This window comes from Nocardia sp. NPDC059177 (genome assembly GCF_042755165.1).
GTDB lineage: Bacteria > Actinomycetota > Actinomycetes > Mycobacteriales > Mycobacteriaceae > Nocardia.
Map to the genome: position 1 here is coordinate 21,992 of NZ_JBHZBX010000034.1, position 24,479 is coordinate 46,470.

Annotated in this window: 23 protein-coding genes; 6 read left to right on the forward strand and 17 right to left on the reverse strand. The window is 68.3% G+C overall.

What is annotated here, in order from left to right; all coding sequences use genetic code 11:
• Window positions 1-401 precede the first annotated feature (401 nt).
• The 5 genes from ACFXK0_RS27715 to mftA all read right to left on the reverse strand — a co-directional run bounded on the left by ACFXK0_RS27715 (window position 402) and on the right by mftA (window position 6,524).
• Window positions 402-1,763, reverse strand: coding sequence for a GAF domain-containing protein (locus ACFXK0_RS27715; RefSeq protein ID WP_379413944.1), 1,362 nt, complete (start codon window positions 1,761-1,763; stop codon window positions 402-404).
• Between the two features lie 105 nt (window positions 1,764-1,868).
• On the reverse strand, window positions 1,869-3,374 hold the full coding sequence (locus ACFXK0_RS27720) for a GMC family oxidoreductase N-terminal domain-containing protein (RefSeq protein WP_379413945.1): 1,506 nt from the start codon (window positions 3,372-3,374) through the stop codon (window positions 1,869-1,871).
• Window positions 3,375-3,384: 10 nt separating this feature from the next.
• Window positions 3,385-4,782 carry a mycofactocin biosynthesis glycosyltransferase MftF gene (mftF, locus tag ACFXK0_RS27725; protein WP_379413946.1) on the reverse strand — a complete coding sequence of 466 codons (1,398 nt, stop codon included), beginning with the start codon at window positions 4,780-4,782 and terminating at the stop codon, window positions 3,385-3,387.
• A 141-nt stretch (window positions 4,783-4,923) separates the two neighbouring features.
• Window positions 4,924-6,417 (reverse strand): mycofactocin radical SAM maturase, encoded by a 1,494-nt coding sequence (gene mftC / locus ACFXK0_RS27730; RefSeq protein ID WP_379413972.1) that lies wholly within the window; start codon window positions 6,415-6,417, stop codon window positions 4,924-4,926.
• Window positions 6,418-6,419: 2 nt separating this feature from the next.
• Window positions 6,420-6,524, reverse strand: coding sequence for a mycofactocin precursor MftA (gene mftA / locus ACFXK0_RS27735; protein WP_379413948.1), 105 nt, complete (start codon window positions 6,522-6,524; stop codon window positions 6,420-6,422).
• A gap of 196 nt (window positions 6,525-6,720) precedes the next feature.
• Here mftA and mftR2 point away from each other — a divergent pair, with 196 nt between their 5' ends.
• Together mftR2 and ACFXK0_RS27745 are read left to right on the forward strand one after the other, a co-directional pair.
• The gene (gene mftR2 / locus ACFXK0_RS27740) at window positions 6,721-7,359 is read left to right on the forward strand and encodes a mycofactocin system transcriptional regulator MftR2 (protein WP_379413949.1); all 639 of its coding nucleotides are present in this window, start codon (window positions 6,721-6,723) and stop codon (window positions 7,357-7,359) included.
• A 37-nt stretch (window positions 7,360-7,396) separates the two neighbouring features.
• Window positions 7,397-8,452 carry a 2Fe-2S iron-sulfur cluster-binding protein gene (locus ACFXK0_RS27745; protein WP_379413950.1) on the forward strand — a complete coding sequence of 352 codons (1,056 nt, stop codon included), beginning with the start codon at window positions 7,397-7,399 and terminating at the stop codon, window positions 8,450-8,452.
• A 19-nt stretch (window positions 8,453-8,471) separates the two neighbouring features.
• Here the strand turns inward: ACFXK0_RS27745 and ACFXK0_RS27750 are convergent, their stop codons facing one another.
• The 3 genes from ACFXK0_RS27750 to ACFXK0_RS27760 form a co-directional block, all read right to left on the reverse strand.
• Entirely contained in the window at window positions 8,472-9,212 is a 741-nt protein-coding gene (locus ACFXK0_RS27750) for a DNA alkylation repair protein (RefSeq protein WP_379413952.1), read from the reverse strand.
• A gap of 124 nt (window positions 9,213-9,336) precedes the next feature.
• Window positions 9,337-10,101, reverse strand: coding sequence for a glutamate racemase (locus tag ACFXK0_RS27755; RefSeq protein WP_379413953.1), 765 nt, complete (start codon window positions 10,099-10,101; stop codon window positions 9,337-9,339).
• A gap of 156 nt (window positions 10,102-10,257) precedes the next feature.
• Complete coding sequence (locus ACFXK0_RS27760) at window positions 10,258-11,457, reverse strand: NAD(P)/FAD-dependent oxidoreductase (protein WP_379413955.1); 1,200 nt, start codon at window positions 11,455-11,457, stop codon at window positions 10,258-10,260.
• A 239-nt stretch (window positions 11,458-11,696) separates the two neighbouring features.
• Here ACFXK0_RS27760 and ACFXK0_RS27765 point away from each other — a divergent pair, with 239 nt between their 5' ends.
• A complete protein-coding gene (locus ACFXK0_RS27765; RefSeq protein WP_379413956.1) occupies window positions 11,697-12,053 on the forward strand; it encodes an SPW repeat protein in 357 nt (118 codons plus the stop codon).
• Window positions 12,053-12,670 (forward strand): TetR/AcrR family transcriptional regulator, encoded by a 618-nt coding sequence (locus ACFXK0_RS27770; protein WP_379413958.1) that lies wholly within the window; start codon window positions 12,053-12,055, stop codon window positions 12,668-12,670. Before ACFXK0_RS27765 ends, ACFXK0_RS27770 begins: the two co-directional genes overlap by 1 nt.
• 160 nt (window positions 12,671-12,830) lie before the next feature.
• On the opposite strand, the gene fusA (ACFXK0_RS27775) is transcribed toward ACFXK0_RS27770, so the two are convergent.
• Window positions 12,831-14,915 carry an elongation factor G gene (fusA, locus tag ACFXK0_RS27775; protein ID WP_379413960.1) on the reverse strand — a complete coding sequence of 695 codons (2,085 nt, stop codon included), beginning with the start codon at window positions 14,913-14,915 and terminating at the stop codon, window positions 12,831-12,833.
• Between the two features lie 336 nt (window positions 14,916-15,251).
• Between fusA (ACFXK0_RS27775) and ACFXK0_RS27780 the strand changes: the two genes are divergently transcribed.
• Window positions 15,252-15,560, forward strand: coding sequence for a nitroreductase/quinone reductase family protein (locus tag ACFXK0_RS27780; protein ID WP_379413973.1), 309 nt, complete (start codon window positions 15,252-15,254; stop codon window positions 15,558-15,560).
• 63 nt (window positions 15,561-15,623) lie between these two features.
• Here the strand turns inward: ACFXK0_RS27780 and tuf are convergent, their stop codons facing one another.
• From tuf to hppD, 7 genes are all read right to left on the reverse strand, one after another.
• Entirely contained in the window at window positions 15,624-16,814 is a 1,191-nt protein-coding gene (tuf, locus tag ACFXK0_RS27785; protein WP_379413961.1) for an elongation factor Tu, read from the reverse strand.
• Window positions 16,815-16,928: 114 nt separating this feature from the next.
• Window positions 16,929-19,031: an elongation factor G gene (fusA, locus tag ACFXK0_RS27790; protein ID WP_379413963.1), complete on the reverse strand. Its 2,103-nt coding sequence runs from the start codon at window positions 19,029-19,031 to the stop codon at window positions 16,929-16,931.
• A gap of 147 nt (window positions 19,032-19,178) precedes the next feature.
• On the reverse strand, window positions 19,179-19,649 hold the full coding sequence (gene rpsG, locus ACFXK0_RS27795; RefSeq protein ID WP_019049358.1) for a 30S ribosomal protein S7: 471 nt from the start codon (window positions 19,647-19,649) through the stop codon (window positions 19,179-19,181).
• A 1-nt stretch (window position 19,650) separates the two neighbouring features.
• Window positions 19,651-20,025, reverse strand: a complete 375-nt coding sequence (gene rpsL, locus ACFXK0_RS27800) for a 30S ribosomal protein S12 (RefSeq protein WP_019049359.1) — start codon at window positions 20,023-20,025, stop codon at window positions 19,651-19,653.
• Window positions 20,026-20,307: 282 nt separating this feature from the next.
• Window positions 20,308-20,856, reverse strand: coding sequence for a DUF3558 domain-containing protein (locus ACFXK0_RS27805; RefSeq protein WP_379413964.1), 549 nt, complete (start codon window positions 20,854-20,856; stop codon window positions 20,308-20,310).
• Window positions 20,853-21,380 carry a DUF3558 domain-containing protein gene (locus ACFXK0_RS27810; protein ID WP_379413966.1) on the reverse strand — a complete coding sequence of 176 codons (528 nt, stop codon included), beginning with the start codon at window positions 21,378-21,380 and terminating at the stop codon, window positions 20,853-20,855. The genes ACFXK0_RS27805 and ACFXK0_RS27810 overlap by 4 nt, the downstream gene beginning before the upstream one ends.
• Window positions 21,381-21,410: 30 nt before the next feature.
• Window positions 21,411-22,556 carry a 4-hydroxyphenylpyruvate dioxygenase gene (hppD, locus tag ACFXK0_RS27815; protein WP_379413967.1) on the reverse strand — a complete coding sequence of 382 codons (1,146 nt, stop codon included), beginning with the start codon at window positions 22,554-22,556 and terminating at the stop codon, window positions 21,411-21,413.
• 144 nt (window positions 22,557-22,700) lie between these two features.
• Between hppD and ACFXK0_RS27820 the strand changes: the two genes are divergently transcribed.
• Window positions 22,701-23,216: an Lrp/AsnC family transcriptional regulator gene (locus tag ACFXK0_RS27820; protein WP_379413968.1), complete on the forward strand. Its 516-nt coding sequence runs from the start codon at window positions 22,701-22,703 to the stop codon at window positions 23,214-23,216.
• A gap of 66 nt (window positions 23,217-23,282) precedes the next feature.
• Here the strand turns inward: ACFXK0_RS27820 and ACFXK0_RS27825 are convergent, their stop codons facing one another.
• Window positions 23,283-24,392 carry a winged helix DNA-binding domain-containing protein gene (locus ACFXK0_RS27825; RefSeq protein ID WP_379413970.1) on the reverse strand — a complete coding sequence of 370 codons (1,110 nt, stop codon included), beginning with the start codon at window positions 24,390-24,392 and terminating at the stop codon, window positions 23,283-23,285.
• Window positions 24,393-24,479 lie beyond the last annotated feature (87 nt).

Below are 24,479 nucleotides of genomic sequence, written 5' to 3' on the forward strand. Positions count from 1 at the left end.
GGCACTTCGTGAACCGAGAGAATTCGGTATGGGCGCAGTGGGCGCGACGCCGCACTCGCGCAGGATCCCCGACAGATCATGTGGACGAGAGCGACGACCCGATCGGGTCGTCGGGCGACGGACGACTGTGTCCGTCGCAGGGTGCCTAGCTGTTGATCGTTCCTCCAACATCACGGCCGTTGCGCCAAGTTCTCGCCCCGGCTTTGTCAGTTACATCACATGGCTGCCTGTCCATGCATTGCAGACACTAGGCGGTCGGTTAATAAAAAGAAACTTTTTCCGCTAAAAAACTCGGACGGATGTCCAGTCTCTTCCGGGGTGCGCCCACGACCTGGGCATGAGTGTGCTCTCCAACACATCAGCGCGCGATGTGTGAGCTGCCACACTTTCAGAACCGGAGACTATGAGCCGAAACGTTGCATCTGCGTTGCATCGGCGCCGAGGCGTCGGTCGAGCACCCGGATCTTGGCCTCGATCTGCGCATATAGCGGTGAATCGCGGTCGACGGTCGACCGATAGGCGGCCCACGCGGCGGCATCGTCGCGACCTTCCGGACCCGCCGTCCACCGGCGCAGCACGCCGGCATCCCGGGCGGCGAGCACCGCGGCGCGCAAACGCACGCGCAGCTCGTCGCGGATATCGCAGATGCCCGGCGCGGACGATCTCGGCAGCACCGGACCCGCGTACAAGCGCAATGCGGATTCGATATCACCGGAGTCGAGCGCCGCCCGCAGCGCCTCCACATCGGTTGCGACATGCACGCGAAGACGGTATGGGCGCGATCCGACGACGGTCGCGCCGACGACCGACCGCAGCCGCGACATCGCCGCGCGGATCGTGCCGTTGTCCAGATCGGTGTCGTCGAGCAGCAGCGCCAGATGATCGGCGCCGAGACCTTCGGGATGTTCGGTGAGCAACAGCAGGATCTCGGCATGGCGCTGCGACAGCGCCACCCGCTCCCCCGCCACACTCAATTGCGGCTGCCCGAGCCCGAGCACATCGAGCCCGAGCCGGGCCCGCGGCGGCTCGGCGGTATCCGGCGGCGGCGCCGGAACCGAGCGCCCGGCGCGCATGGCTCGCAACACGAGATCCATTTCGGCGGCCGTCGCCGCGGCCTTCACCAGGGCGAGGATCTCCGGCTTGGCGACCCGCATTCCGCCGGCAATCATCAGCACCCCGACCAGACGGCCGTCCGGCTCGTGCACCGGCGCCGCGGCACCGGTGATCTGGTGCATCCGATGCAGGAAATGCTCGGGTCCGTGGATCCAGGTCGCCCGCCCAGTACGCACGACGAGACCGACCGCGTTGGTGCCGACCCGGCGCTCGCTGAGGTCGTCGCCCTCGCGCACCCCGATCTCGGCGACCGCGGCCACCTGCTCGGGATGACCGTGCACCGTGAGCACCCGGCCGAACTGGTCGGCTACGGTCACGATGAGTCCGGCCCGCGCCGCGTCCTGGACCAGCAGTTTGTCGATCAGTGGCATGAGCGCAGCGATCGGGTGCGCATCGCGATACCGCTCCAGATCGGCGCCGCGCAGACCGCGACCGTCGAGTACATCCGTCGGATCGACACCACCGCGCACACTGCGCAACCAGGATTCGAGAACGAGCGGACGTAACAGGCCGGCCAGCTGCGTCAGCTGTTCACCACCGGCACTGAGAAATCCATGGGCCTGTGCGGCATAGGCTTCCAGAGCACCGAGCTGTGCGCCCGACTCCGCCGCCTGCCGTGGGGGCCGCCCACCTGCAAGATTGCTGACCATTTGCCTTTCTTTCCCGGTACAAACTGTACCGGTGACTTATGGCATCGAACGTCAGAAGTGTGGGTTTGTCCGGCAGGTCACATCGTGGTATCAGCCGACGGTGCGTCACAGTAGGAGCAGATCGGCTATGGCTGCGGCGAGCGTCACTACGGTGACCTGCGGTCCGCGCCCGATCGGCACCGGCACGATCGACAAGTCCACGACCATAAGGTCATCGATGCCGTGCACGCGGGCCCGTTCGTCGACCACCGCGCGCTCGTCGCCGGCGGGTCCCATCCGGCAGGTGCCGGAAAGATGCTGGGAAGTTCCCAGCCGTTCTTGCAGCCAGCTGTCGTCGACCGGTTCCCGGCCGAGGTCGAACATCTCCGCGGCGATCGCGACGCCGTCGCGCAGCCGGTCCCGGCCACGCGCGCTCGACAAGTATGCCTGGTCGATGCGCGCGGGGACCGCCGGGTCCGCCGAGGTCAGGGTCAGGGTGCCGGTGGATTCGGGACGCATGAGGGCCACCCCGAGCCGGCGCAGGCCGGGGGTGAACATGGGGGTGTACGGGCGGAGTTCGAGGTCGTCGAGTTCCAGCACGTATTCGAGGGCGACGGTGGCCGCCGCGGGTGGTTGCCCGGGGAATTCCAGGCCGATCTCCGGATGGTCGGTGCACCAGGAACCGACCGGTGCGGGCCGGACCACCGGCACCCCGAGCGCGCGCAGCTGCGGTTCGGGGCCGATGCCGGACCGGATCAGCAGCGCCGCCGACTCGATCGCCCCGGCACACAGCACCACCCGGTCGGCATAGGTCGTACCGCGCTCGCGTCCGCGCGCCCACGCCACCCCGACCGTCCTGGTGCCGCGCAGGATCAGCCGGGTCACCATCGTCGCGCCGACGACCGTCAGATTCGGGCGGGCCAGAGCGGGATAGAGATGAGTGAGCGCGGGGCCGCGACGTTGGCCGTGCGACAGTGCCAGCGGCACCCGGCCGAAGCCGATCGAAGCCGGCCGCCGGGCCGCGGTCCGGTCGGCACTGTCCGGCGCGGCGGCGTCGGCCCGGTCGGCGCGCGACGCGAAATCCCCGGCCGCGGGCTCGTCGCGGTGGCCGGCGACGGGTGGTGCGACGGCGTTGAGGTCGGCGATCTCGGCGAAGCCCGCGGTGGCGCATCGCTCGGCGAACTCCGTGCTGAACGGGGCGGGATCGGTGATCCGCTGGACCGGGATCGGGCCGCGATCGCCGTGTCCTGGCGCGGTACCGAAGTCCAGGTCGTGTTCGAGGGCGCGGAAATAGGGCACGACCGCGTCGAACGACCACCGGTCACTGCCCGCGACCGCGCTCCACGCAGCGAGGTCGGCTGCGGGTGGCCGGAGGAAGTAGCTGCCGTTGATCGCGCCGGACCCGCCGATCAGTTTGCCGCGCACCAGGTTTCCCGGGTATCGCCACACCACGGTGGATTCCGGCCCGACCGGGAGGTGGCCGGGGTCGAGCAGTTCGGCCGGCAGCGCGGCGGGTGCGGGCCAGACCGGTCCGGCTTCCAGCACCAGGACCTCGTGGCCGGGGTCGGCGCTGAGCCGGGCCGCGAGGACGCAGCCCGCCGAGCCGGCGCCGATGACGAGCGTGCGCGTCATCGTGGAAGATTCAGCTCGACGACGTCGTCGGCTTGAGCGCCTCGAAGCTGCGGGCCCGGATCACGCCGAGCCACAGGCCGGTGCCGTAGGCGACATCGTCGAGGCGCTTGTAGGCCACGTACCGCAGCGGGTCGAGACCACCGGAATCGCGGTGGGTGAACCAGTCGGCCAGCCCGTCGGCCAGCGCCATGGTGATCGCGATCTTCCTGATCCGGCGCGAGGCGAGCACCGCGAGCAGCGTCACCGGCCAGTAGTCCCGGCACATCGCCGAGGCCAGCCGCCACATCCCGGCGAAGTAGCCGCGCGCCAGATATACCGCCGCGATCCGGGTCGGGTTGTCCAGCTCGGTGAACACCCGCCGCAGTTTGATCAGCGCCGAGCACAGCGTGACCACCCCGCCCAGCAGTCCCCACTTGGACAGGGTCGCGAACAGCAGACTCGCCAGCACCGTCCAGGTCGGCACCGACAGCGGCGAGACCAGGCCCGAATGGCGTTTGCCCAGCGGCGCGGCGCCGGTCCCGTAGAACAGCTTTCGCCCGAACCAGGCACGGAAGGCCACCCGGTGATCGTGGGCGACGTGCGCGGCGGGCTCGTAGCGCAGCCGCCAGCCCGCGCGTTCGAGCCGCCAGCACAGATCGACATCCTCGGCGACCTGCATGGATTCGTCGAAACCGCCCTCGCCGAGCAGGGCGGCCCGGCGCGCCAGCAGTGCGGCGCTGGGCACATAGGAGACGATGCCGCGCGCGTGCACCGCCGCCTCCCGCCTGCCCAGATCCAGCGACGACCGGGTGTGCTCGTAGCGGGCCAGCGCGTTGGACTCCTTGTCCAGCGCGACGATGCGCGGGGCGACCAGCGCGACCTGCGGATCGCTGAAATGCCCGAGCATCACCTCGAGCCAGCCGCTGCGCGGCACCACATCGGAGTCGAGGAAGGCGACGAACTCGGTTGTCGCCGCCTGCAACCCGGCATTGCGCGCGGCAGCCGGGCCCAGTGGCGCGTCGTGACGCAGCACCGTCACCTGGCCACGGCCCTGCCGCGGCGGAATGCGGACCGGCTCGTCGGAACCGTCGTCGACGACGATCACATTGTGCCCGCGCAGCGCGGCCAGCAGCCGCAGCACGCCGTCGGCGTTGTTGTAGAGCGGGATGACGACGGTGATGTCGTCGAGCGAGGGCAGCAAACGCGGACGCGGGTTCGCCACGCCGGAATCGAGCAGCCGGCGCGCGACCATCGCGGACTTGGTGTCGGTGACCTCCAGGTACCCGTCGCCGATCAACTCGGCGGCCTCCGGGGCCAGGCGCAGCATCCGCGCGGGCGATCCACCGATCAGGATCCGGCCCCCGGAAAATGCGCGTACCCGTGGATCGATCCGAACCCCGAAGCCGTCGGGCAGACGATCATGGCGCATTCCTCGCATGCTATGCGCAGTTGGGCTCCCAGACATCATCACCCCACAAAAAAGGAGGAAAGTCCGCCTGAATTCCGGCTGTGACCGGTTGCCGGACAGGCGAACAAGATCGGCAGCGCACTTTCGGCAACCCGGCGTGTCCTAGCCTAGCGGACTCTCACTGCACGCCTTGACCGGCGCGCGCTTGACCGTCAGCGGCAGCGACACCCGACCCTTGACCCGCACCGGACGCGAATGATCCACCGCGGGGCGCGGAATCGTGCGTCCCGGCATCGACAGCGCCGCTTCGCCGTAGCCCTGCACGCATTCCGGGTCGGGACCGTTGGCGGGCAGGCCGGTGAAGAACTTGGCGGCCATGCAGCCACCGCGGCAGGCGTCGTAGTGCGAGCACTTGGTGCAGGCGCCACCGTCGACCGGCTCGCGCAGTTCGGCGAACAGCTCCGAGGTGGTCCACACCGCGTCGAAACCACCGTCGGCGACGATGTTTCCGGCCTTGAACCGGTCGTGGATGGCGAACGGGCAGGCGTAGACGTCACCGACCGGATCGACCAGGCACACCACCCGGCCGGCGCCGCACATGTTCAGGCCGGGCAGCGCGGAACCGAAGGCGGACAGGTGGAAGAACGAGTCGCCGGTGAGCACGCCCTCACCGTTGGCGACCAGCCAGTCGTAGAGCTCGCGCTGCTGTTCGGGCAGCGGGTGCAGTTCGTCCCACACGTCGGCGCCGCGGCCCGAGGGGCGCAGCCGGGTCAGCCGCAGGGTGGCGCCGTAACGGTCGGCGATGGCCTTGAATTCGTCGAGCTGGGCGATGTTGTGGCGGGTCGCCACGACCGACAGCTTGGCGTCCTTGAACCCCGCGTTGTGCAGGTTCTCCAGGGCGCGGATGGCGGTGTCGTAGGAGCCGGGGCCACGCACGGCGTCGTTGACCTCGGCGTCGGCGCCGTCGAGGGAGATCTGCACGTCGACGTAGTCGCTGGCGGCCAGCCGCGCGGCGACCTCCTCGTTGATCCGAACGCCGTTGGTGGAGAACTTGACTCCCACGTGGTGGGCGGTCGCGTAGTCGACCAGTTCCCAGAAGTCGGGTCGCACGGTCGGCTCGCCGCCGCCGATGTTGACGTAGAAGATCTGCATGCGCTCGAACTCGTCGATCAGCGCCTTGCACTGCTCGGTGGTCAGCTCGTTCGGATCACGGCGACCCGACGAGGACAGGCAGTGCACACACGACAGGTTGCACGCGTAGGTGAGTTCCCAGGTCAGGCAGATCGGCGCGGCCAGACCGGATTCGAAGCGGTCGATGAGCTTGCCGCCCTGGGTGGTGTCCGTGGAGGCAGGCATGCGCACCGGTGTCACCGGGGTGACCGGGCCCGGCGCGGGCACGATCATGTCGGTGGCGGCCAGCTGGGCCAGCGCCTTGACGTGGGTGTCGGACGCGCCGACGCCCTTGGCTCGCAGCGCGTCCCGCACCGAAGCGTGCGCGGGCAGCGACTGCACCACGTCGACCAGATCGCGGCTCTTGAGGAACGAGAGCTTGCGGGTGCCGAAGTGGTACAGCAACGCACCGAAGGACTCCGGGCGCAGCGAGACGCGCGGATGCAGCGCCCAGCGGGTATCGAGATCGAGCACGCCTGCCTCCATGGTCAGTAGACGCCGCACATGCCGTCGATGCTGACCTCTTCGATCAGCGTCTCGGTGACCAGGTCTTCGTCGGTTTCGACGGTCGCGCGCGTGGCGTTCTCGGGCATGACTACCTCCATTGTGTTGCCGGTCACCACCGACCTTAACGTCAGCGACTGTCATAAAGAAGGGGAATCGGAAAATCCATCTGCCCGCCCCACGATTCACGCAGCGCCCCACACGGGGGTTACGCACCTCTAGACTTCGCAGAGCAGGACGGGAAGGGGCCGCGGGCCCCGTTGGCATTAGAGGTGAGGCAGAGGCTTGCGTAACCACGGTGGGGCGGGGAGTGGCGCCAATTCGACGCTATCCGAAGCGGAGATCGTCGAGGCGGCGTTGCGGGTCGTGCGCGAGGACGGGGTCGAGAAGTTGTCCATGCGACGGCTCTCGCGTGAGCTCGGCGTCTCGCCGATGGCCCCGTACTACTACGTCGCCGACAAGCGCGAGCTGCTCGACCTGGTCGCCAGCGCGGCCCTGGTCGGCGTGCGCAAGCCACCGCGTGAGTCCGGCCCGTGGCAGTCACGCCTGCGCGACCTGATCGATCAGATAGACGATAAACTGCGCAGGCATCCCGGCCTGGGCGACATCCTGCTCGAGCAGATGCTCGGCAAGCAGCTCGACCTGATCGACGCGGTGATGGAGATCCTGTTCGACGCGGGCTTCAACGACCGCAACGTACTGGCCGCCTACGCGACCATCCACACCTACCTGTTCGGCCGCAGCCGGGTGAATCCGCGTGACCGTTCCGCCCCGGCGGACGTGCTGCTTCCCGAAGCGGTGGCCCGTGCCACCAAGTACATGGCCGACCTGCGCGGCAAGTACTCCTACGACTTCGGGATGGAGGTACTGGTCGCCGGACTCGAGGCACAGCTTGCCCTGCAGGCGCGTCCCGACCTAGCATGAAACTGAAACACGTTCTAGTTTTGTTCGAGAGGACGACATGACCACAGTCGAGGTTCCGCACGGTTCGCGCTCGGTGGTGCTGCGGGTGGCCGCGGTGATCGCCGAAACGGCCGATACCCACTCCGTGGTCTTCGAGGTGCCCGCCGACCTGCGCGAGCGGATGAGCTACACCCCCGGCCAGTTCCTGACCCTGCGCATCCCCAGCGAGCAGACCGGCTCGGTCGCCCGCTGCTACTCGCTGGCCAGCTCGCCGTTCACCGACGATCTGCCCAAGGTGACCGTCAAGCGCACCGAAGGCGGCTACGGCTCGAACTGGCTGTGCGACAACATCTCCGCGGGCGACCAGCTCGAGGTGCTGCCACCCTCGGGCGTGTTCACCCCCAAGAACCTCGACGAGAACCTGCTGCTGTTCGGCGCGGGCAGCGGCATCACGCCGGTCATGTCGATCCTGAAGTCGGCGCTGTCGCAGGGCTCCGGCAAGGTCGTGCTGTTCTACGCCAACCGCGATGTGGATTCGGTGATCTTCGCGAGCGAGCTGCGCGAACTGGTCGGCAAGCATCCCCAGCGCCTGACCGTGATCCACTGGCTCGAACCGCTACAGGGCCTGCCGACCGCCGACATGCTGGCCGGACTGGTCGCGCCCTACACCGCCTACGAGGCGTTCATGTGCGGGCCGAAACCGTTCATGGACCTGGTGCACGACACCCTGGCCCAGCTCGACGTGCCGCGCTCACGCACCCACGCCGAAGTGTTCAACTCCCTGGCCGGCGACCCGTTCGCCGATCACGCGCCCGCCGAGGTCACCGACGAGGAGGCCGCCGACGCCGCCACCGTCGAGGTGGAACTCGACGGCGAGGTGCACGAACTGTCCTGGCCACGCAAGCAGACCCTGGTCGACATCATGCTCGACAAGGGCCTCGACGTGCCCTACTCCTGCCAGGAGGGCGAATGCGGGTCGTGCGCCTGCACCGTGCTCGAAGGCAAGGTGGAAATGGGCAACGCCGAGATCCTCGACCCCGAGGACATCGAGAACGGCTACATCCTGGGCTGCCAGGCCCGCCCGGTCACCGACCACCTCAAAATCCAGTTCTGAGCGGTTCCCGGGTGACGGGTCAACGCCGCGCGCGATAGGCGGCGCGGTCGTCCGCGGGCAGGTGTTCGGTCGCGTAGCTCAGCGCGGTGCGGCCCATCGCGGGGGCGTGGGTGTCGAGGAAGCTCGTGAGGGCGGTGCGGTCGACGCGTTTGCCTACCTCGCGCAGCATCCAGCCGAGCGCCTTCTGGATGAGGTCGCGGCGGTCGTCGAGCAGGACCGCGGCCAGCTCCAGGGTGGTGCTCGGGTCGCCTGCCTTGATGAAGGTGAACGTCGACAGCAGCGCAACCCGCCGCTCCCACAGCGAATCCCGCTGTGCCAGTTCGAACAGCAACGCGCGGTCCTTGTCGAGCAGCCAGGGGCCGATGACGTGCTCGGCGGAGGCGTCGACCAGGTCCCAGTTGTTCACCCGGCCCCGGCGCACGGCGGCAAGGTAGAACTCGACCATCCGCGCGCGGGCCTCGTCGTCGCGGATGCGCGGCTTGGACGCGGCGGCGAAGCGCATGTTCAGGATGAGCAGGGCCGCGAGCCGTTCCTCGTGGACCGGGCTGTCGAGGAGCTGGTCGATCTGCTCGAGCGGCAAGGTGGCGAACTGCTTGGCGACCTTGCGGGTGGCCGGCACGCGCACACCGAGGAAGACATCGCCCTCGCCGTACTCACCGGGGCCCGTCTTGAAGAACCGTTGCAGATGCTGGGCATCGGCAGGATCGGCATGCGTTGCGAGCGCCGCGCGTACGTCATCGGCGGTGGGCGGTCCGGACACTTGTCACCTCCGTTGTCGGCGGAATCCCCTCGCATTCAACACCGGCGCACCGACAACCCCGGCACACCTGGCGTACGCGCTGAGGCAGCGGCGGCGTACGCGCTGAGCCGGCGCGGCGGACGCTCTACTCGGCGAGTGCGCCCAGCAGGCGGCCGGACTCGAAAGTCGCGGCGCTCGCGGGTAATTCACCCACGGCGCCGCTGGTGCGGACGGTGACGGTGCCGGTGCCCGTGCCGGGACGGCCGAGTTCGTCCATCTTGCGGAGGGTCTGGGCGGCGACGGCCTGGGCACTGTCGAACAGGCGCACACCCTCCGGCAGGGCGGCGACGATGGCATCGATGACCAGCGGATAGTGCGTGCAGCCCAGCACGACGCCCTCGACGTCGGCGGGGGTGCGCGCGGCGGCGTCGGCGATGGAGTCGCCGATGGCGGGCAGGTCGCCGCGGTCTATGGCGTCGGCCAGGCCGTGGCAGGCGACCCCGACGACCTTCGCGTCACCGCCGAAGCGGGCGATCAGATCGGCTTGATAGCTGCTCGCCGTCGTCGCCGCCGTCGCCCACACCGCCACCGACCGGCATTGCGCCGCCGCCGGTTTGATCGCGGGCACGGTCCCGATCACCGGTACCGAATCCCCCACCGCGGCCCGCACATGATCCAGCGCCGTCACACTCGCGGTGTTGCACGGCAGCACGATCACCTCGGCCCCGAGTTCGAGCGCCTGCCGGGCCGCGCCGAGCACTCGCTCGACCACCCAGCCCTCCGGCTTGGGCCCCCACGGCGCACCGTCGGGATCGAGCAGGAGCAGCAGGTCGACATCGGGCCGCAGCTTGCGCAACCACGCGGCCGTAGGCAGCAGCCCCAGGCCGGAATCGATGAGCGCGACGATCACCGCTACACCGTATTACAGCGGCGCGAGCCGACGATCGGGGCCGTGAGTGCGGCGCGCACCGCTGCCGTCCGCGCACCCCCGGCGTAATCGTGCAATCGGCCGACGGCTAGTCAGTATTCCGACTGGAGGAGGGCACATTGCACGATTACGCCGGACTCAGCCCGCCGCGGCGAGGAGGTCGGCGACCGGGGTGGCGGTGGTGAGCTTGGCGCGCAGCTTCATCACCTGGGCGGTCATGCCCGCGCCGAGGACGGCGGTGAGGATGCCGTCGCGGGAGTAGTAGGCGAGGAACTTGCGGCCGTCGTCGGTGACGACAGTGACGTCATCGGCCGGCGACGGAGTGCCGAGGGCCTGAATCTTGAGGTCGTACTGGTCACTCCAGAAGTACGGCACCCGGGCCGCGGTCGGTGCCGCGCCGCCGAGCAGCGCGGTGACCAGCACCTTCGCCTGCTCGCCCGCGCTGGTCCAGTGCTCGACGCGCTTGCGGACACCGGTGTCGTGCTGCCAGGCGGCGACATCGCCGACCGCCCAGACGCCCGCGGCGGAGGTGCGGCCGACCTCGTCGGCCAGCACACCACCACCGGCACCACGTTCGGCCAGCTCGATACCGGAATCGGCCAGCCAGTCGGTGACCGGCACCGAACCGACGCCCACCACCACCAGGTCGGCATCGACCTCGGTGCCGTCGGTGAGCACGGCACCGCGCACCCGGTTCGCCTCGTCGGCGCGCAGGGTGTCCACCCCGACGCCGCAGCGCAGGTCGACGCCCTCACCGCTGTGCAGGCGGGCCACCAGCCCACCGATCTGCTCACCGAGCACCGAGGCCAGCGGCGTGGGCTGCGGTTCGACCAGGGTGACGTCCACGCCGGCGGCCCGGAAGCTGGCGGCCAGTTCGCAGCCGATGAAACCGGCGCCGATGATCAGCGCGCGGTTGGCCCCGTCCAGTTCCTCGCGCAGGGTCTGGGCGTCCTCGTGCGCGCGCAGCACGTGCACCCCGGAGACCGGGGGCAGCCCGGGTAGCCGGCGCGGGCGCAGGCCGGTCGCGATGATCAGCTGGTCGTAGGCCAGGGTCGAGCCGTCGGCCAGGGTGACGGTGCGGGCGGCGGTGTCCACGCCGGTGACGGCGGTGCCGAGGCGCAGCTCGATGTCTTTCTCCGCGAAGAACTCCGGCGGGCGCAGGGTGGTGTCGTCGGTCTCGCCGCGCACGAACTGCTTCGACAGCGGCGGGCGATCGTAGGGCGGGCGCGACTCGTCGCCGAGCAGCAGCACCTGCCCCTCGTACCCGGCCCGGCGCAGTTCCTCCGCCGTGCGCAGGCCGGCCAGACCCGCTCCGACGATCACGATGGGCGCGCTCATACTGTGTCCTCTCGGCAGGGGCGCCGCACCCTCGCGGTGACCGCACCCGGGCACTGGCCGCTCCTGCGGTGTGCTGTGTCGCGAGCCACTACGGCCCCCAGATGTTTGTACCAGTGCGCCCCACCACAGGTGATACCCACGTCGCAACACAACCGTGCCGCAAACGGTATAGACCGGGCGGTCAATCAGGAGTAGACCGAGGTCAGAAGTATTTTTCGTCTCATCGAGGAGGCATCCCCATGTTCACCGACAGCCGCGCACAGGATTTTCTCGCCGTCGTGCTCGGCGCATTCACCGCGCTGTCGCCCCTGTGGGTCGACACCAACGACAACGCCCGCTGGACCCTCATCGTGCTCGGCGTCCTCATCGCCGCGACCGGGTTGATCCAGATGGCACGCGCGAGCATGTCCAGCGCCGACTACGCGATGGGCCTGTTCGGAGTTCTGCTGTTCATCTCGCCGTGGGCGATGGACTTCACCGCCTTCCGCGGCGCATCCTGGACCGCATGGGTGGTCGGGGTGGCGACGGCGGTGGTGGCGGTCGCCGCGCTGCCCGCCATGAACCAGCGCCTGCACAACATGGCACCGCATCACTGATGCCGGACCGACGCGTCGGGCGCCGCAACGCGAAACGCGATGGCGACGCCCGGCAACTCATCCTGGATGCCGCCGAGAACCTGTTCGCCGCCCAGGGCTTCGACGCCACCCCGACCGCCGCCTTGGCCGCCGCCGCCGGCGTCCCCAAGGGCCTGGTCTTCTACTACTTCCCCACCAAGAACGCGATCCTGTCCGCGCTCATGCGCGAACGTGTCCCCGACCATCCCCTCGACGACCTGGCCGCCGTCATCGCCCCCGGCGACCCCGCCGCCACCCTGGTCAACCTCGACACCGCCATCAACCTGCGCGACCACCATTCCTCGGTGCTGCGGGTGATCATGTGGCGCGAGGCCGACACCCACCCCGACGTCCGCCGCCGCCTGCGCCTGCTGCGCGACCAGCTCCTCGACGTCACCGCCCGCGTCCTGCAGGACAGCGTCCCCACCCCCATCCGCCCCGCCACCCTGCGCGCCTGCGCCGCCGCCTGGGTCTCGGCCATGTTCGCCATCGCGGGCACCGACCGCCTGCACACCCTCGACGACCTCCCCGTCCCCACCACCGACGACCTCCTCTCGGTCGCCCGCGTCGTCGCCGCGGGCATGACCCAGCTGGGCTGAATTCCCCCACCGCCCGCCACCCAGCAACGACTCACCCCGACCGCCCGGGCCTCCTGGGAACCGTGCAGCTGGTTGTTCACCGAACGCGGCGAATCCAGCGACTGCCGGCGCGAGTAGCCGGTGGCGTCGTGTCACTCGGACGCGACGCCACCGGCTGACCTCAGCCGCCCGCGATGATCGACTCCGCGACCGCCGGTGGGACCGGGGCGTAGGAGTCGAACACCATGGAGTAGGTGGCTCGGCCTCGGGTCTTCGAGCGAAGGTCGCCGATGTAGCCGAACATCTCCTGGAGCGGGGTCAGGGCGCGCACCACGTGGGCGCCCGCGCGTTCGGTGAGGTCGGTGACGCGGCCGCGGCGCGCGTTCAGGTCACCGATCACCTCGCCGACGTACTCCTCGGGGGTGACGACCTCGACGGCCATCACCGGTTCGAGGAGCACCGGCTTCGCCCGGGCTACGGCGGCTCGCACCGCTGCGGCCCCGGCCAGCCGGAACGCCAGTTCCGAGGAGTCCTGGACGTGGGCTCCGCCGTCGAGCAACGTCACCCGCACGTTCACCAGGGGGAACCCGGCGAGCGGGCCGATGCGCAGCGCGTCCTGCGCGCCCAGGTCGACCGCGGGCAGGTACTCCCGCGGTACCCGTCCGCCGGTGACGCGGCTGGCGAACTCGTAGACCGCGTCGTCGGCGGGCACGTGCGGCGCCAGCGCGATCACCACCTTGGCGAACTGCCCGCGCCCACCCACCTGCTTGCGGTGGGTGTACTCGAGCGATTCGACTGCCGCGGTGATGGTTTCGCGGTAGGCCACGCGCGGTGCGCCGATGGCGGCGTCCACCCGGAACTCCCGCTTCATCCGGTCGACCAGGATCTCCAGATGCAGTTCGCCCATGCCGCTGACGACCGTCTGGCCGGTCTCGGAGTCGACGTGCACGGTGAACGTCGGATCCTCCTCGGCCAGGCGGGCCAGGGCGGTGCCGAGCCGGTCCTGGTCGGCGCGGGAGCGCGGTTCGATCGAGACCGCCAGCACCGGGTCGGGAAAGGTCATCGACTCCAGCACGATCGGCTGTTCGCGATCGCACAGGGTGTCGCCGGTGCCCGTCTCCTTCAGACCGATGACGGCACAGATCTGCCCGGCCCGCACCTCGTCGACGGCGATCTCGGTGCTCGAATGCATCTGGAACAGTTTGCCCAGGCGCTCCTTTCGTCCCTTTGTCGAATTCAGTACGGTCGCGCCGGGTTCGATGCGGCCGGAGTAGACCCGCAGGTACACCAGCTTGCCGAAGAACGGGTGCGCCGCGACCTTGAAGGCCAGCGCCGCGAACGGCTCGGCGACATCGGGCGCGCGGTGAATGAACGCGCCCTCCGGTGAGAAGCCGTGCACAGCAACCACATCCAACGGCGACGGCAGGTAGTCGACCACTGCGTCCAGCAGCGGCTGCACGCCGATGTTCGCCAGCGCGGAACCGCACAGCACCGGGTAGGCCCGCGCGTCGACCGTCATCGTCCGGATGGCGGCTTTGAGCAGGTCCGAGGGGATCTCGGCACCGGTGAGGTAGCGCTCCAGCACCGCCTCGTCGGCCTCGGCGACCGCGGCGACGAGCGCCTCGCGCTGCTGAACAGCCTTGGCCCACAGCTGTTCCGGGATCTCGATGATCTCGAAACGCGCACCACTGCCGGTATCACCCCGCCAGACCGCGGCCGTCATCTCGACCAGGTCGACGACGCCCTCGAACTCGTTCTCCGCGCCGATCGGCAGCTGAATCACCAACGGGCGCACACCGAGTCGCTCCTGGATGGTCCGCACGGTGAAGGCGAAGTCGGCACCGAGCTTGTCCATCTTGTTGACGAAGCAGATCCGCGGCACGCCGTACTTGTCGGCTTGGCGCCACACCTGCTCGGACTGCGGTTCCACGCCCTCCTTGGCGTCGAAGACCGCGACCGCGCCGTCGAGGACCCGCAGCGAGCGCTCCACCTCGACGGTGAAGTCGACGTGGCCGGGGGTGTCGAGGATGGTGATCTGGTGGTCGTGCCACCAGCAGGTGGTCGCGGCGGCGGCGATGGTGATGCCGTGTTCGCATTCCTGGACCATCCGGTCCATGGTGGCATTGCCGTCGTGCACCTCGCCCATGGTCCGGGTGACCCCGGTGTAGAACAGGATGCGTTCGGTGGTGGTGGTCTTGCCCGCGTCGATATGCGCGGCGATGCCGATATTACGGGTGCGGGCGAAGTCGGTGCGTCTCGTGGTCATGGGAATCCCCCAGCGGGTCAACTAGTTTCGTCGAAATCGACGCTCGCCAGTTGTGCGTTCCACCGGACGGCACGGGCGTCGGATCGCGCGGCACCGCACCGGCGCCCGAAGACCCGTTGCGATCTAGCCCCGCGAGTGCGGACGTACCGTAACCATGCGACCAGTTCTACGCGCGCCGGTACCGCGCTGTCGACCGGTTTTCCGGACGGTCGCCCCGGCAAGCACTCTCAGTGATCTGCCATACATGGTCAGTACCGTGAGCGAGGTACCCGTTCTGCACCAGACAGGAGAAGGACGTTGAGCCAGCAATCGCTCGTGCGCCGTGGCGTACAGGGAATGAACGCCGGCGTGGTCGCCCTGTCCGAGGCGCCGGTCATCGGCAAGCTTCTCGGCAAGGCCTTCGCCCAGATCAGCTACGTCGGCCGCCGCTCCGGCCGCACCTTCAGCACCCCCGTCAACTACCGCCGCTCCGGCACCGACTATCTCATCGGCGTGGCACTGCCCGACAAGAAATCCTGGTGGCGCAACTTCCTCGGCGAGGGTGGCCCCGCCACCCTGCGCATCGACGGCGTCGACCATCCCGGCCACGCGGTCACCCAGCGCGACGACCGCGGCCGGGTCACCGTCCGGTTCACCCCGGCCTGAAAACGCCGAACGGCGCCGCTCCCGAAGGAGCGACGCCGTTACGGTGTCAGTGGGTCTATCGACTCACTTGATGATCTTCGTGACGCGACCGGCGCCGACGGTGCGGCCACCCTCACGGATCGCGAAGCGCAGGCCCTCGTCCATGGCGACCGGCTGGATCAGCTTGACAGACATCTCGGTGTTGTCACCGGGCATGACCATCTCGGTGCCCTCGGGCAGGGTCACAACGCCCGTCACGTCAGTCGTACGGAAGTAGAACTGCGGACGGTAGTTGTTGAAGAACGGGGTGTGGCGGCCGCCCTCGTCCTTCGACAGGATGTACGCCTGGCCCTCGAACTCGGTGTGCGGGGTGGTGGTGCCGGGCTTGACGACAACCTGGCCACGCTCGACATCTTCGCGCTTGATACCACGAACCAGCAGACCGACGTTGTCGCCGGCCTGGCCCTGGTCGAGCAGCTTGCGGAACATCTCGATACCGGTGACCGTGGTCTTGGTCTTGTCCGGACGGATGCCGACGATCTCGACTTCCTCGTTCACGTTGACCACACCGCGCTCGATGCGGCCGGTGACGACGGTGCCACGACCGGTGATCGTGAAGACGTCCTCGACGGGCATCAGGAACGGGAGCTCGGTCTCACGGACCGGGTCCGGGATCGACTCGTCGACGGCGTTCATGAGCTCGACGATGGAGTCGGCCCACTTCTCGTCACCCTCGAGGGCCTTCAGGCCGGAGACGCGCACGACGGGGGCATCCTCGTCGAACTCCTGCGAAGCCAGCAGCTCACGGACCTCCATCTCGACGAGCTCGAGGATTTCCTCGTCGTCGACCATGTCCGACTTGTTCAGCGCGACCAGGATGTAGGGCACGCCGACCTGACGGGCGAGCAGCACGTGCTCGCGGGTCTGCGGCATCGGGCCGTCGGTGGCGGCCACGACCAGGATCGCGCCGTCCATCTGGGCGGCACCGGTGATCATGTTCTTGATGTAGTCGGCGTGACCGGGGGCGTCGACGTGCGCGTAGTGGCGCTTGTCGGTCTGGTACTCGACGTGGGAGATGTTGATCGTGATACCACGAGCCTTCTCCTCCGGCGCCTTGTCGATCTGGTCGAACGCGAACGCGTCGTTCAGATCCGGGTACTTGTCGGCCAGCACCTTGGTGATAGCAGCCGTCAGCGTGGTCTTGCCATGGTCGACGTGACCGATGGTGCCGATGTTGACGTGGGGCTTCGTCCGCTCGAACTTCGCCTTCGCCACTGTGGTCCTCCTGGACTAGTTTGTGCGTGCTTTTTTGCAGCAGTGCGGTTATTAAGGGGGGTCGTGCTGACGCCCGGTTGCCGGGGCCAAGCGTACTTGGCCCCAGCAAGCGAATTACTCGCCGGTCGCCTTGGCGATGATCTCCTTGGACACGTTGGCCGGAACCTCCGCGTACTGGGCGAACACCATGGAGTAGTTCGCGCGACCCTGGGTCTTCGACCGCAGGTCACCGATGTAGCCGAACATCTCCGAGAGCGGAACCAGCGCCTTGACGACACGGGCACCACTGCGTTCCTCCATGGCCTGGATCTGGCCACGGCGGGAGTTGAGGTCGCCGATCACGTCGCCCATGTAGTCCTCGGGCGTGATGACCTCGACCGCCATGAGCGGCTCGAGGATCACCGGACCGGCCTTGCGGGCCGCTTCCTTGAGGGCCTGCGAGCCCGCGATCTTGAACGCCATTTCCGAGGAGTCGACGTCGTGGTACGCGCCGTCGAGCAGGATGACCTTCATGTTCACCAGCGGGTAGCCGGCGAGCACGCCGTACTGCATGGCGTCCTGGGCACCCGCGTCGACCGACGGGATGTACTCACGGGGCACGCGACCACCGGAGACCTTGTTCTCGAACTCGTAGGTCGCGCCGTCTTCGCCGACGAACGGCTCGACCGCGATGATGACCTTCGCGAACTGGCCGGAGCCACCCGTCTGCTTCTTGTGGGTGAACTCGAGCTTCTCGACGGTCTTGGTGATCGTCTCGCGGTAGGCCACCTGCGGCTTGCCGACGTTCGCCTCGACCTTGAACTCGCGCTTCATGCGGTCCACGAGGATGTCGAGGTGGAGCTCGCCCATGCCGCCGATGACGGTCTGGCCGGTCTCGGCGTCGAGCTTGACCGAGAACGTCGGATCCTCGCGCGCCAGCTTCTGGATCGCGGTACCGAGCTTCTCCTGGTCGGACTTGGTCTTGGGCTCGATGGAGACCTCGATGACCGGGTCCGGGAACGTCATCGACTCGAGGACGACCGGGTTCTGCGGATCGCAGAGGGTGTCACCGGTGGTGGTGTCCTTGAGGCCGATCACGGCGTAGATGTGGCCCGCGGTGACCTCGGGAACCGGGTTCTCCTTGTTGGAGTGCATCTGGAACAGCTTGCCCAGACGCTCCTTCTTGCCCTTGGTCGAGTTGATGACCTGGGCACCGGAGGCAACCTGACCCGAGTACACGCGGATGTAGGTGAGCTCACCGAAGAACGGGTGCACGGCGATCTTGAACGCCAGCGCCGAGAACGGGGCCTCGGAGCTCGGCTGACGAGTGATGATCTCGTCTTCCTTGTTGGGCACGTGGCCCTCGACGTTCTCCACGTCCAGCGGGGACGGCAGGTAGTCGACGACGGCGTCGAGCATGGGCTGCACGCCCTTGTTCTTGAACGCCGAACCACACAGCACCGGGTAGAGCTCGGAGCCGACGGTCATCTTGCGGATGGCGCCCTTGATCTCCTCGATCGAGAGCTCCTCACCGCCGAAGAACTTCTCCAGCAGCGCCTCGTCGGACTCGGCGACGGTCTCGAGCAGCTCCTGGCGGTACTGCTCGGCCTTGTCCTTGAGGTCGGCCGGGATCTCCTGGACCTCGTACTTCTCGCCCAGCTTGGTCTCGCCGGTCCACACCTTGGCGTTCATCTCGACCAGGTCGACGATGCCCTCGAAGGTGTCCTCCGCGCCGATCGGCAGCTGGATGACCAGCGGCTTGGCGCCGAGGCGGTCCTTGATGGTCTGCACGGTGAAGTAGAAGTCCGCGCCGAGCTTGTCCATCTTGTTCACGAAGCAGATGCGCGGCACGTCGTACTTGTCGGCCTGACGCCACACCTGCTCGGACTGGGGCTCGACGCCCTCCTTGCCGTCGAAGACGGCGACGGCGCCGTCGAGCACGCGCAGCGAACGCTCCACCTCGACGGTGAAGTCCACGTGACCCGGGGTGTCGATGATGTTGATCTGGTTCTGGTTCCAGAAGCAGGTCACGGCGGCGGAGGTGATGGTGATACCACGCTCCTGCTCCTGCTCCATCCAGTCGGTGGTCGACGCGCCGTCGTGCGTCTCACCGATCTTGTAGTTGACACCCGTGTAGAACAGGATGCGTTCGGTGGTGGTGGTCTTGCCCGCATCGATGTGGGCCATGATGCCGATGTTGCGGACCTTGTTCAGGTCGGTGAGCACGTCCTGTGCCACGGAAATCTTCCCCGCTCGTAGCTAGTTGGGATTCTCTGGTACGACCCTGTTCGGGTCGTCACTATGTCAACGCCGGAAGCGGCACCTGGGTGCCACTCACGACTGTGAGCCTTCCGGCGCCGACACGAGCGACGGGCCGGGCGGCAATCACCAGCGGTAGTGCGCGAAGGCCCGGTTCGACTCGGCCATCTTGTGGGTGTCCTCGCGACGCTTCACCGAAGCGCCGAGGCCGTTGCTGGCGTCGAGGAGCTCGTTGGCGAGACGCTCGACCATGGTCTTCTCGCGACGGGCGCGGGAGTAGCTGACCAGCCAGCGCAGGGCCAGGGTGTTGGCGCGGCCCGGACGGACCTCGACCGGCACCTGGTAGGTGGCGCCACCGACACGGCGGGGCTTCACCTCGAGGGCGGGCTTGACGTTGTCCAGCGCACGCTTGAGGGTGACGACCGGATCGGTGCCGGTCTTCTCACGCGCCTGCTCGAGGGCGCCGTAGACGATGCGCTCGGCGGTGGACTTCTTACCGTCCAGCAGGATCTTGTTGACCAGCTGAGTGACCAGCGGCGACCCGTAGACCGGGTCGTTGATCAGCGGACGCTTGGGTGCGGGGCCCTTGCGTGGCATATCAGCTCTTCTCCTTCTTGGCGCCGTAGCGGCTGCGGGCCTGCTTGCGGTTCTTCACACCCTGGGTGTCCAGCGAGCCACGGATGATCTTGTAGCGGACACCGGGGAGGTCCTTCACACGACCGCCACGAACGAGCACCATCGAGTGCTCCTGCAGGTTGTGGCCCTCGCCGGGGATGTACGCCGTGACCTCGACTGCGCTGGTCAGGCGAACACGCGCGACCTTACGCAGCGCGGAGTTCGGCTTCTTGGGGGTGGTGGTGTACACGCGAGTGCACACGCCACGACGCTGCGGGCTCCCCTTCAGGGCCGCGGTCTTGGTCTTGGAGACCTTGTCGCGGCGACCCTTGCGGACCAGCTGGTTGATGGTTGGCATAGACCGGCTTTCCTTATTGGTAATTCGGCTTGATATGTGGTGTCGAGCACGTGTCTGGTAGTTCATCGAGCTTTCACTCGCACGTCCGACCGTGTTTCCGTTGACCCGCGGTCGGGCGTGTCGCGCGCAGCTCAGGGCCCATTTTCTGGGCACGCTGGAACGTTCCGGCCGCTTTCGCTGGCCTACGTTCACGCACGAACTTGCCCGAGGCAATCCGGGCACAGGGATCCACGATACCCGCGTGCCCGAATCGGGGTCAAAGTGGGTGCGTCATCCGGGCTGCTACCGGGCCAGATCCAAGGTCAGCTCGACCAATTTCTGTGCGCCCGCGCACGGATCGGGATGGGCGGAACCCGGTCGGTAGTTGATCCACCAGCCGATCACACCGACATCGGCGGCCGGCGCGGTGACGCCACAGGAGTCGTTGTCGTTCGGCCTGCGCACCTGCAGCGCCCTGCGGCCCTGCACGGTGATGTCACCGGTGAGATAGCCCAGCTTGTCGTTGGTGGTCTTCTCGTTGTTCAGCGTACCCATCTCGTACCAGTTCAGCGTGGCCATGGCCTCGCCGCCGGGGGCGTCACCGATCGACCACATGCAGACGGCGCCGCTGAAGGAGGGCACGACGAGCACGGCGTCGCCGACGATCTCGCCGATCTTGTCGACGGCCACGACCTCGCACTCGCGCATCAGCTTGTCGAAGTCGGTGTTGACCTGCTCGCCGCTGTCCTTCTCCTCGGGCCTCGGCTGGGCGGTGCCCTCGACCGTGTCGCCGCAGCCCGCCAGCGCGAGGCACAGCAGCAGCGCGGCCGCCGCGAGCGCACGGGCCCTCACTGCAGCCGTCCCACGGTCAGCTCGGCCAATCCCCTGGCCATGTCGCAGGGGCTGCCGCCGAGTGAGAAGACGCCAGTGTTCGTCGACCATTCGAAGAAGTCGTCGTCGAGCTGGATCGCCAGGTCGCAGATCGAACCGTCCTCGGAGAGCGCTTGAAAGCCGGGGTGCCCGCCGACATCGATGGCCTCCGGCGGGCGGCCGACGGTGGACACCCAGGCCTTCTCCCGATCGATCGGGCTGCCGCGATAGGAGGCGAAGGTCACACTGGGCCCGCCCAGCCCGGCGCCCAGGTAGCTGCAGCCGGTGGCGTTCTTGAACACCTGCGTGATCTGGCCGAGGCCGGCCAGCTCACGCACCTCGTCGTCGGTGACATGACCGCACTCACCCACGAAGGGGCCGAGCGAGGCGACCTTCGGTGGTGGTCGCCGCGATTCGGTCGGCGTATCGGAGTCGCCCCCCGATCCGCACGACGTCAGCACGACAGCCAAGGCCATGCCGGTGACGATCGCCGAGAGGATCCGCATGACATGAACTCTAGTGGCAGCGCGCGGCACTCACAGATTGCCGCGAGCCTCCTGTTCGCGCTCGATCGCCTGGAACAGCGCCTTGAAATTGCCCTTGCCGAAGCCGAGGGAGCCGTGCCGCTCGATGAGTTCGAAGAAGACCGTCGGGCGGTCGGCGAGGGGGCGGGTGAAGATCTGCAGCAGGTAGCCGTCCTCGTCGCGGTCGACCAGGATGCCGCGGCGCTGCAGTTGTTCGACCGGCACCCGGACGTGCCCGATCCGCGCGCGCAGCTCGGGATCCTCGTAGTAGGTGTCCGGGGTCGCCAGGAACTCCACGCCCTCGGCGCGCAGGGCGTCGACGGTGGCGAGGATGTCACCGGTGGCCAGGGCGATGTGCTGCACGCCGGGACCGCGATAGAACTCCAGGTACTCGTCGATCTGGGAACGTTTGCGGCCCACCGCCGGTTCGTTGAGCGGGAACTTGACCCGGTGGTTGCCGTTGGCGACGACCTTGCTCATCAGCGCGGAGAACTCGGTGGCGATGTCGTCGCCGACGAACTCGGCCATGTTCGTGAATCCCATGACGCGGCGGTAGAACTCGACCCAGCGGTCCATCATGCCGAGCTCGACATTGCCGACGACGTGGTCGATCGCCTGGAACAGCCGGTCGGCGCGCGGTGTGCGGGTGCCGGTGCGGGTGACGTAACCGGGCAGATAGGGGCCGGCGTATCGGGAGCGGTCGATCAGGGTGTGCCTGGTCTCGCCGTAGGTGGCCAGCGCGGCCGAGCGGACCGTGCCGAATTCGTCGCTCTCGTCGTGCGGTTCGACCAGGATCGTCGCACCGTGCGTACGCGCCCAGTCGATACAGCGGTCCACATCGGGCACCTCGAGGGCGATGTCGACGACGCCGTCGCCGTGCCGGTCGTGATGGGCCACCAGCGCACTGTCCGGGTCGACCGCGCCGGTGATCACGAACCGCGCGCTGCCGCTGCGCAGCACGAAGGCCTTGTGGTCGCGGTTGCCGGTCTCCGGCCCGGAGTAGGCCTCCAGCCGCATACCGAACGCGGACTGCAGGAAGTGCGCGCTCTGGGTCGCGTTACCCACCACCCACACCAGCGCGTCCCACCCGGTCACCGGAAACGGATCGACACTGTCGTCGTGCTCGATCAGCCCGACGAGCTGCTGCTCAATGGTCATGACCTAGGAGAACTCGCCGGGCCGCAGCTGGGCAACAACACCAGCTGCGCCTGGACATGCTGACACGAGACGCCACCGGATCCGCGCCGATGATGGACAATTTGAATAGCACCCGACGGTCGCCGGAGCACGGAGGTCCACGCCATGCGTTTGCCAGCGAAACTCGACGAACTCGACCTGGCGATCCTCGACGCCATGCACGAATTCCAGAAGGCCGGAATCCTGGAACTGTCCCGCCGCACCAGGGTCGCGCGGGCGACCGTGCAGGCGCGGATCAACCGGATGGAGGAGTCCGGGGTGATCGCCTCCTACGACCCGCAGATCGACGTCACCGCCGCCGGTTTCGATGTGCAGGCCTTCGTCACCCTGGAGATCGCGCAGGGCGCGCTGGACGCGGTGAGCGAGGAGCTCACCGCCATTCCCGGGGTGCTGGAGGCCTACGCCACCACCGGCTCCGGCGACGTGCTGTGCCGCATCGGCGCCGACTCGCACACCGGCCTGCAGGCGGTGCTGCTCAATATCGACCGCACCGGCTCGGTGGTGCGCTCACACAGCGTCATCGTGCTCTCGACGGTGATCGCCCGGCGCACCATGCCGCTGCTGCACACGCTGACCCCGGCGGGCACCGCCAAGGCGCCGGCGTACCGCGAGCGGCACTGAGCGGTCACTGCCCGGCAGGTGCGTCTCGGCGGCGGGCCCGGGTCCCGAGACGCGCGTAGCGCCGGGTCACGGGCGCAGGTCAGCGCCCGGTTCCAGGATTTCGACGCGGGGCTCGGACTCCGGCTCGAGGAAGGCCAGTAGAGCCGCGGCTTCCGATTCGACTTGCGCGGCTTCGGTTTTCGTCCAGGTCCTGGCGGGGCTGATCCGCAGGCGAGCGACTCCGGCTTTCACGAAGACCTTGTACACACCGGCGGTGAAACCGTCGACGAGAACCGGGGCGACCGAGGTCGCTGCGCGCTGCACCGGCACCTCGGGGTCGGCGAGGATGCGGGCACGGTCCTGATGGGACAGCACGGCGTTGTCGTACCAGCCGAGCAGGCGCACCGGGGCGGGCAGGTCCGGATCGGCGAGGTCGAGGTCGGCGGCGTCGTAGAGGGTGCGGCCGCGTTCGTCGGTGTAGGTGCGCACCCGCTCGCCCAGGTCGGCGACGGCCTGCTTCATCGCGGGCAGGCGCGACCAGGTCTGCATGTCCATCGTGCTCGCCGGACCGAACGCGCGCAGATAGCGCAGAATCAGCTCCGAGACCGGATAACTCGTGTCCAGCGGCGCCCCCAGCCAGGGCTGTACCCGCGACCAGACCGGGCGGCTGTTGTCGCGCCAGCGCCCGCGCGGCGGGGTCTGCAGGACGGGCAACTGGTACAGCCAGGTCTGCACCACCGGGCCGGGGTCGCGGTCGGGATAGCGCGCGGCCGCTTCGACGCGCAGATCGGCCGCCGACATCGGCTCGTCGCCGAGTATTTCCTCCCCGTGCGCGCGCACCTCGTCGAGATCGAGGCCGACCATGGCGCCGAAGTTGAACCCCTTGCGGGAGGGCACCTTCTCCAGCTCCGGCTGGATGTGCGGGGCGATGCGCAGGGCGTCGGCCGGGGTGACGAGGTGAATCGTGCCGCGCATCAGGGTGATTCGCACCAGCGAGCGATCCTCGAGCCCCGCCGACACGGTCGCCGGGTCGAAATCGGCGATCCGGCTCCACAATCCGATGAACGGTGGCGGCACGTCCTGGGCTTGCAGGCCGATGAGGTGATCGCACATCTGCGCGGTGGTCAGCGTCGAACGCTCCAGCAGATGCTGGCGAGCCAGCAGGGTGCGGTTGAGGGTTCTGGTCGACAGTGGCATGGGGTTCCTCTCCCGCATTGGACTGGCGTGAACGTGCAATCGGCGTCTCCGCAGTCGATATATCGACTGCGGAGACGCCGATTGCAC

What these genes read in the sequence shown, in the direction of transcription:
- ACFXK0_RS27715 (WP_379413944.1), bottom strand. Translation starts at nt 1,763, where the DNA reads ATGGTCAGCAATCTTGCAGGTGGGCGGCCCCCACGGCAGGCGGCGGAG.
- ACFXK0_RS27720 (WP_379413945.1), bottom strand. Translation starts at nt 3,374, where the DNA reads ATGACGCGCACGCTCGTCATCGGCGCCGGCTCGGCGGGCTGCGTCCTC.
- mftF (WP_379413946.1), bottom strand. Translation starts at nt 4,782, where the DNA reads ATGCGCCATGATCGTCTGCCCGACGGCTTCGGGGTTCGGATCGATCCA.
- mftC (WP_379413972.1), bottom strand. Translation starts at nt 6,417, where the DNA reads ATGGAGGCAGGCGTGCTCGATCTCGATACCCGCTGGGCGCTGCATCCG.
- mftA (WP_379413948.1), bottom strand. Translation starts at nt 6,524, where the DNA reads ATGCCCGAGAACGCCACGCGCGCGACCGTCGAAACCGACGAAGACCTG.
- ACFXK0_RS27745 (WP_379413950.1), top strand. Translation starts at nt 7,397, where the DNA reads ATGACCACAGTCGAGGTTCCGCACGGTTCGCGCTCGGTGGTGCTGCGG.
- ACFXK0_RS27760 (WP_379413955.1), bottom strand. Translation starts at nt 11,457, where the DNA reads ATGAGCGCGCCCATCGTGATCGTCGGAGCGGGTCTGGCCGGCCTGCGC.
- ACFXK0_RS27765 (WP_379413956.1), top strand. Translation starts at nt 11,697, where the DNA reads ATGTTCACCGACAGCCGCGCACAGGATTTTCTCGCCGTCGTGCTCGGC.
- ACFXK0_RS27770 (WP_379413958.1), top strand. Translation starts at nt 12,053, where the DNA reads ATGCCGGACCGACGCGTCGGGCGCCGCAACGCGAAACGCGATGGCGAC.
- fusA (WP_379413960.1), bottom strand. Translation starts at nt 14,915, where the DNA reads ATGACCACGAGACGCACCGACTTCGCCCGCACCCGTAATATCGGCATC.
- ACFXK0_RS27780 (WP_379413973.1), top strand. Translation starts at nt 15,252, where the DNA reads ATGAACGCCGGCGTGGTCGCCCTGTCCGAGGCGCCGGTCATCGGCAAG.
- rpsG (WP_019049358.1), bottom strand. Translation starts at nt 19,649, where the DNA reads ATGCCACGCAAGGGCCCCGCACCCAAGCGTCCGCTGATCAACGACCCG.
- rpsL (WP_019049359.1), bottom strand. Translation starts at nt 20,025, where the DNA reads ATGCCAACCATCAACCAGCTGGTCCGCAAGGGTCGCCGCGACAAGGTC.
- ACFXK0_RS27810 (WP_379413966.1), bottom strand. Translation starts at nt 21,380, where the DNA reads ATGCGGATCCTCTCGGCGATCGTCACCGGCATGGCCTTGGCTGTCGTG.
- hppD (WP_379413967.1), bottom strand. Translation starts at nt 22,556, where the DNA reads ATGACCATTGAGCAGCAGCTCGTCGGGCTGATCGAGCACGACGACAGT.
- ACFXK0_RS27820 (WP_379413968.1), top strand. Translation starts at nt 22,701, where the DNA reads ATGCGTTTGCCAGCGAAACTCGACGAACTCGACCTGGCGATCCTCGAC.
- ACFXK0_RS27825 (WP_379413970.1), bottom strand. Translation starts at nt 24,392, where the DNA reads ATGCCACTGTCGACCAGAACCCTCAACCGCACCCTGCTGGCTCGCCAG.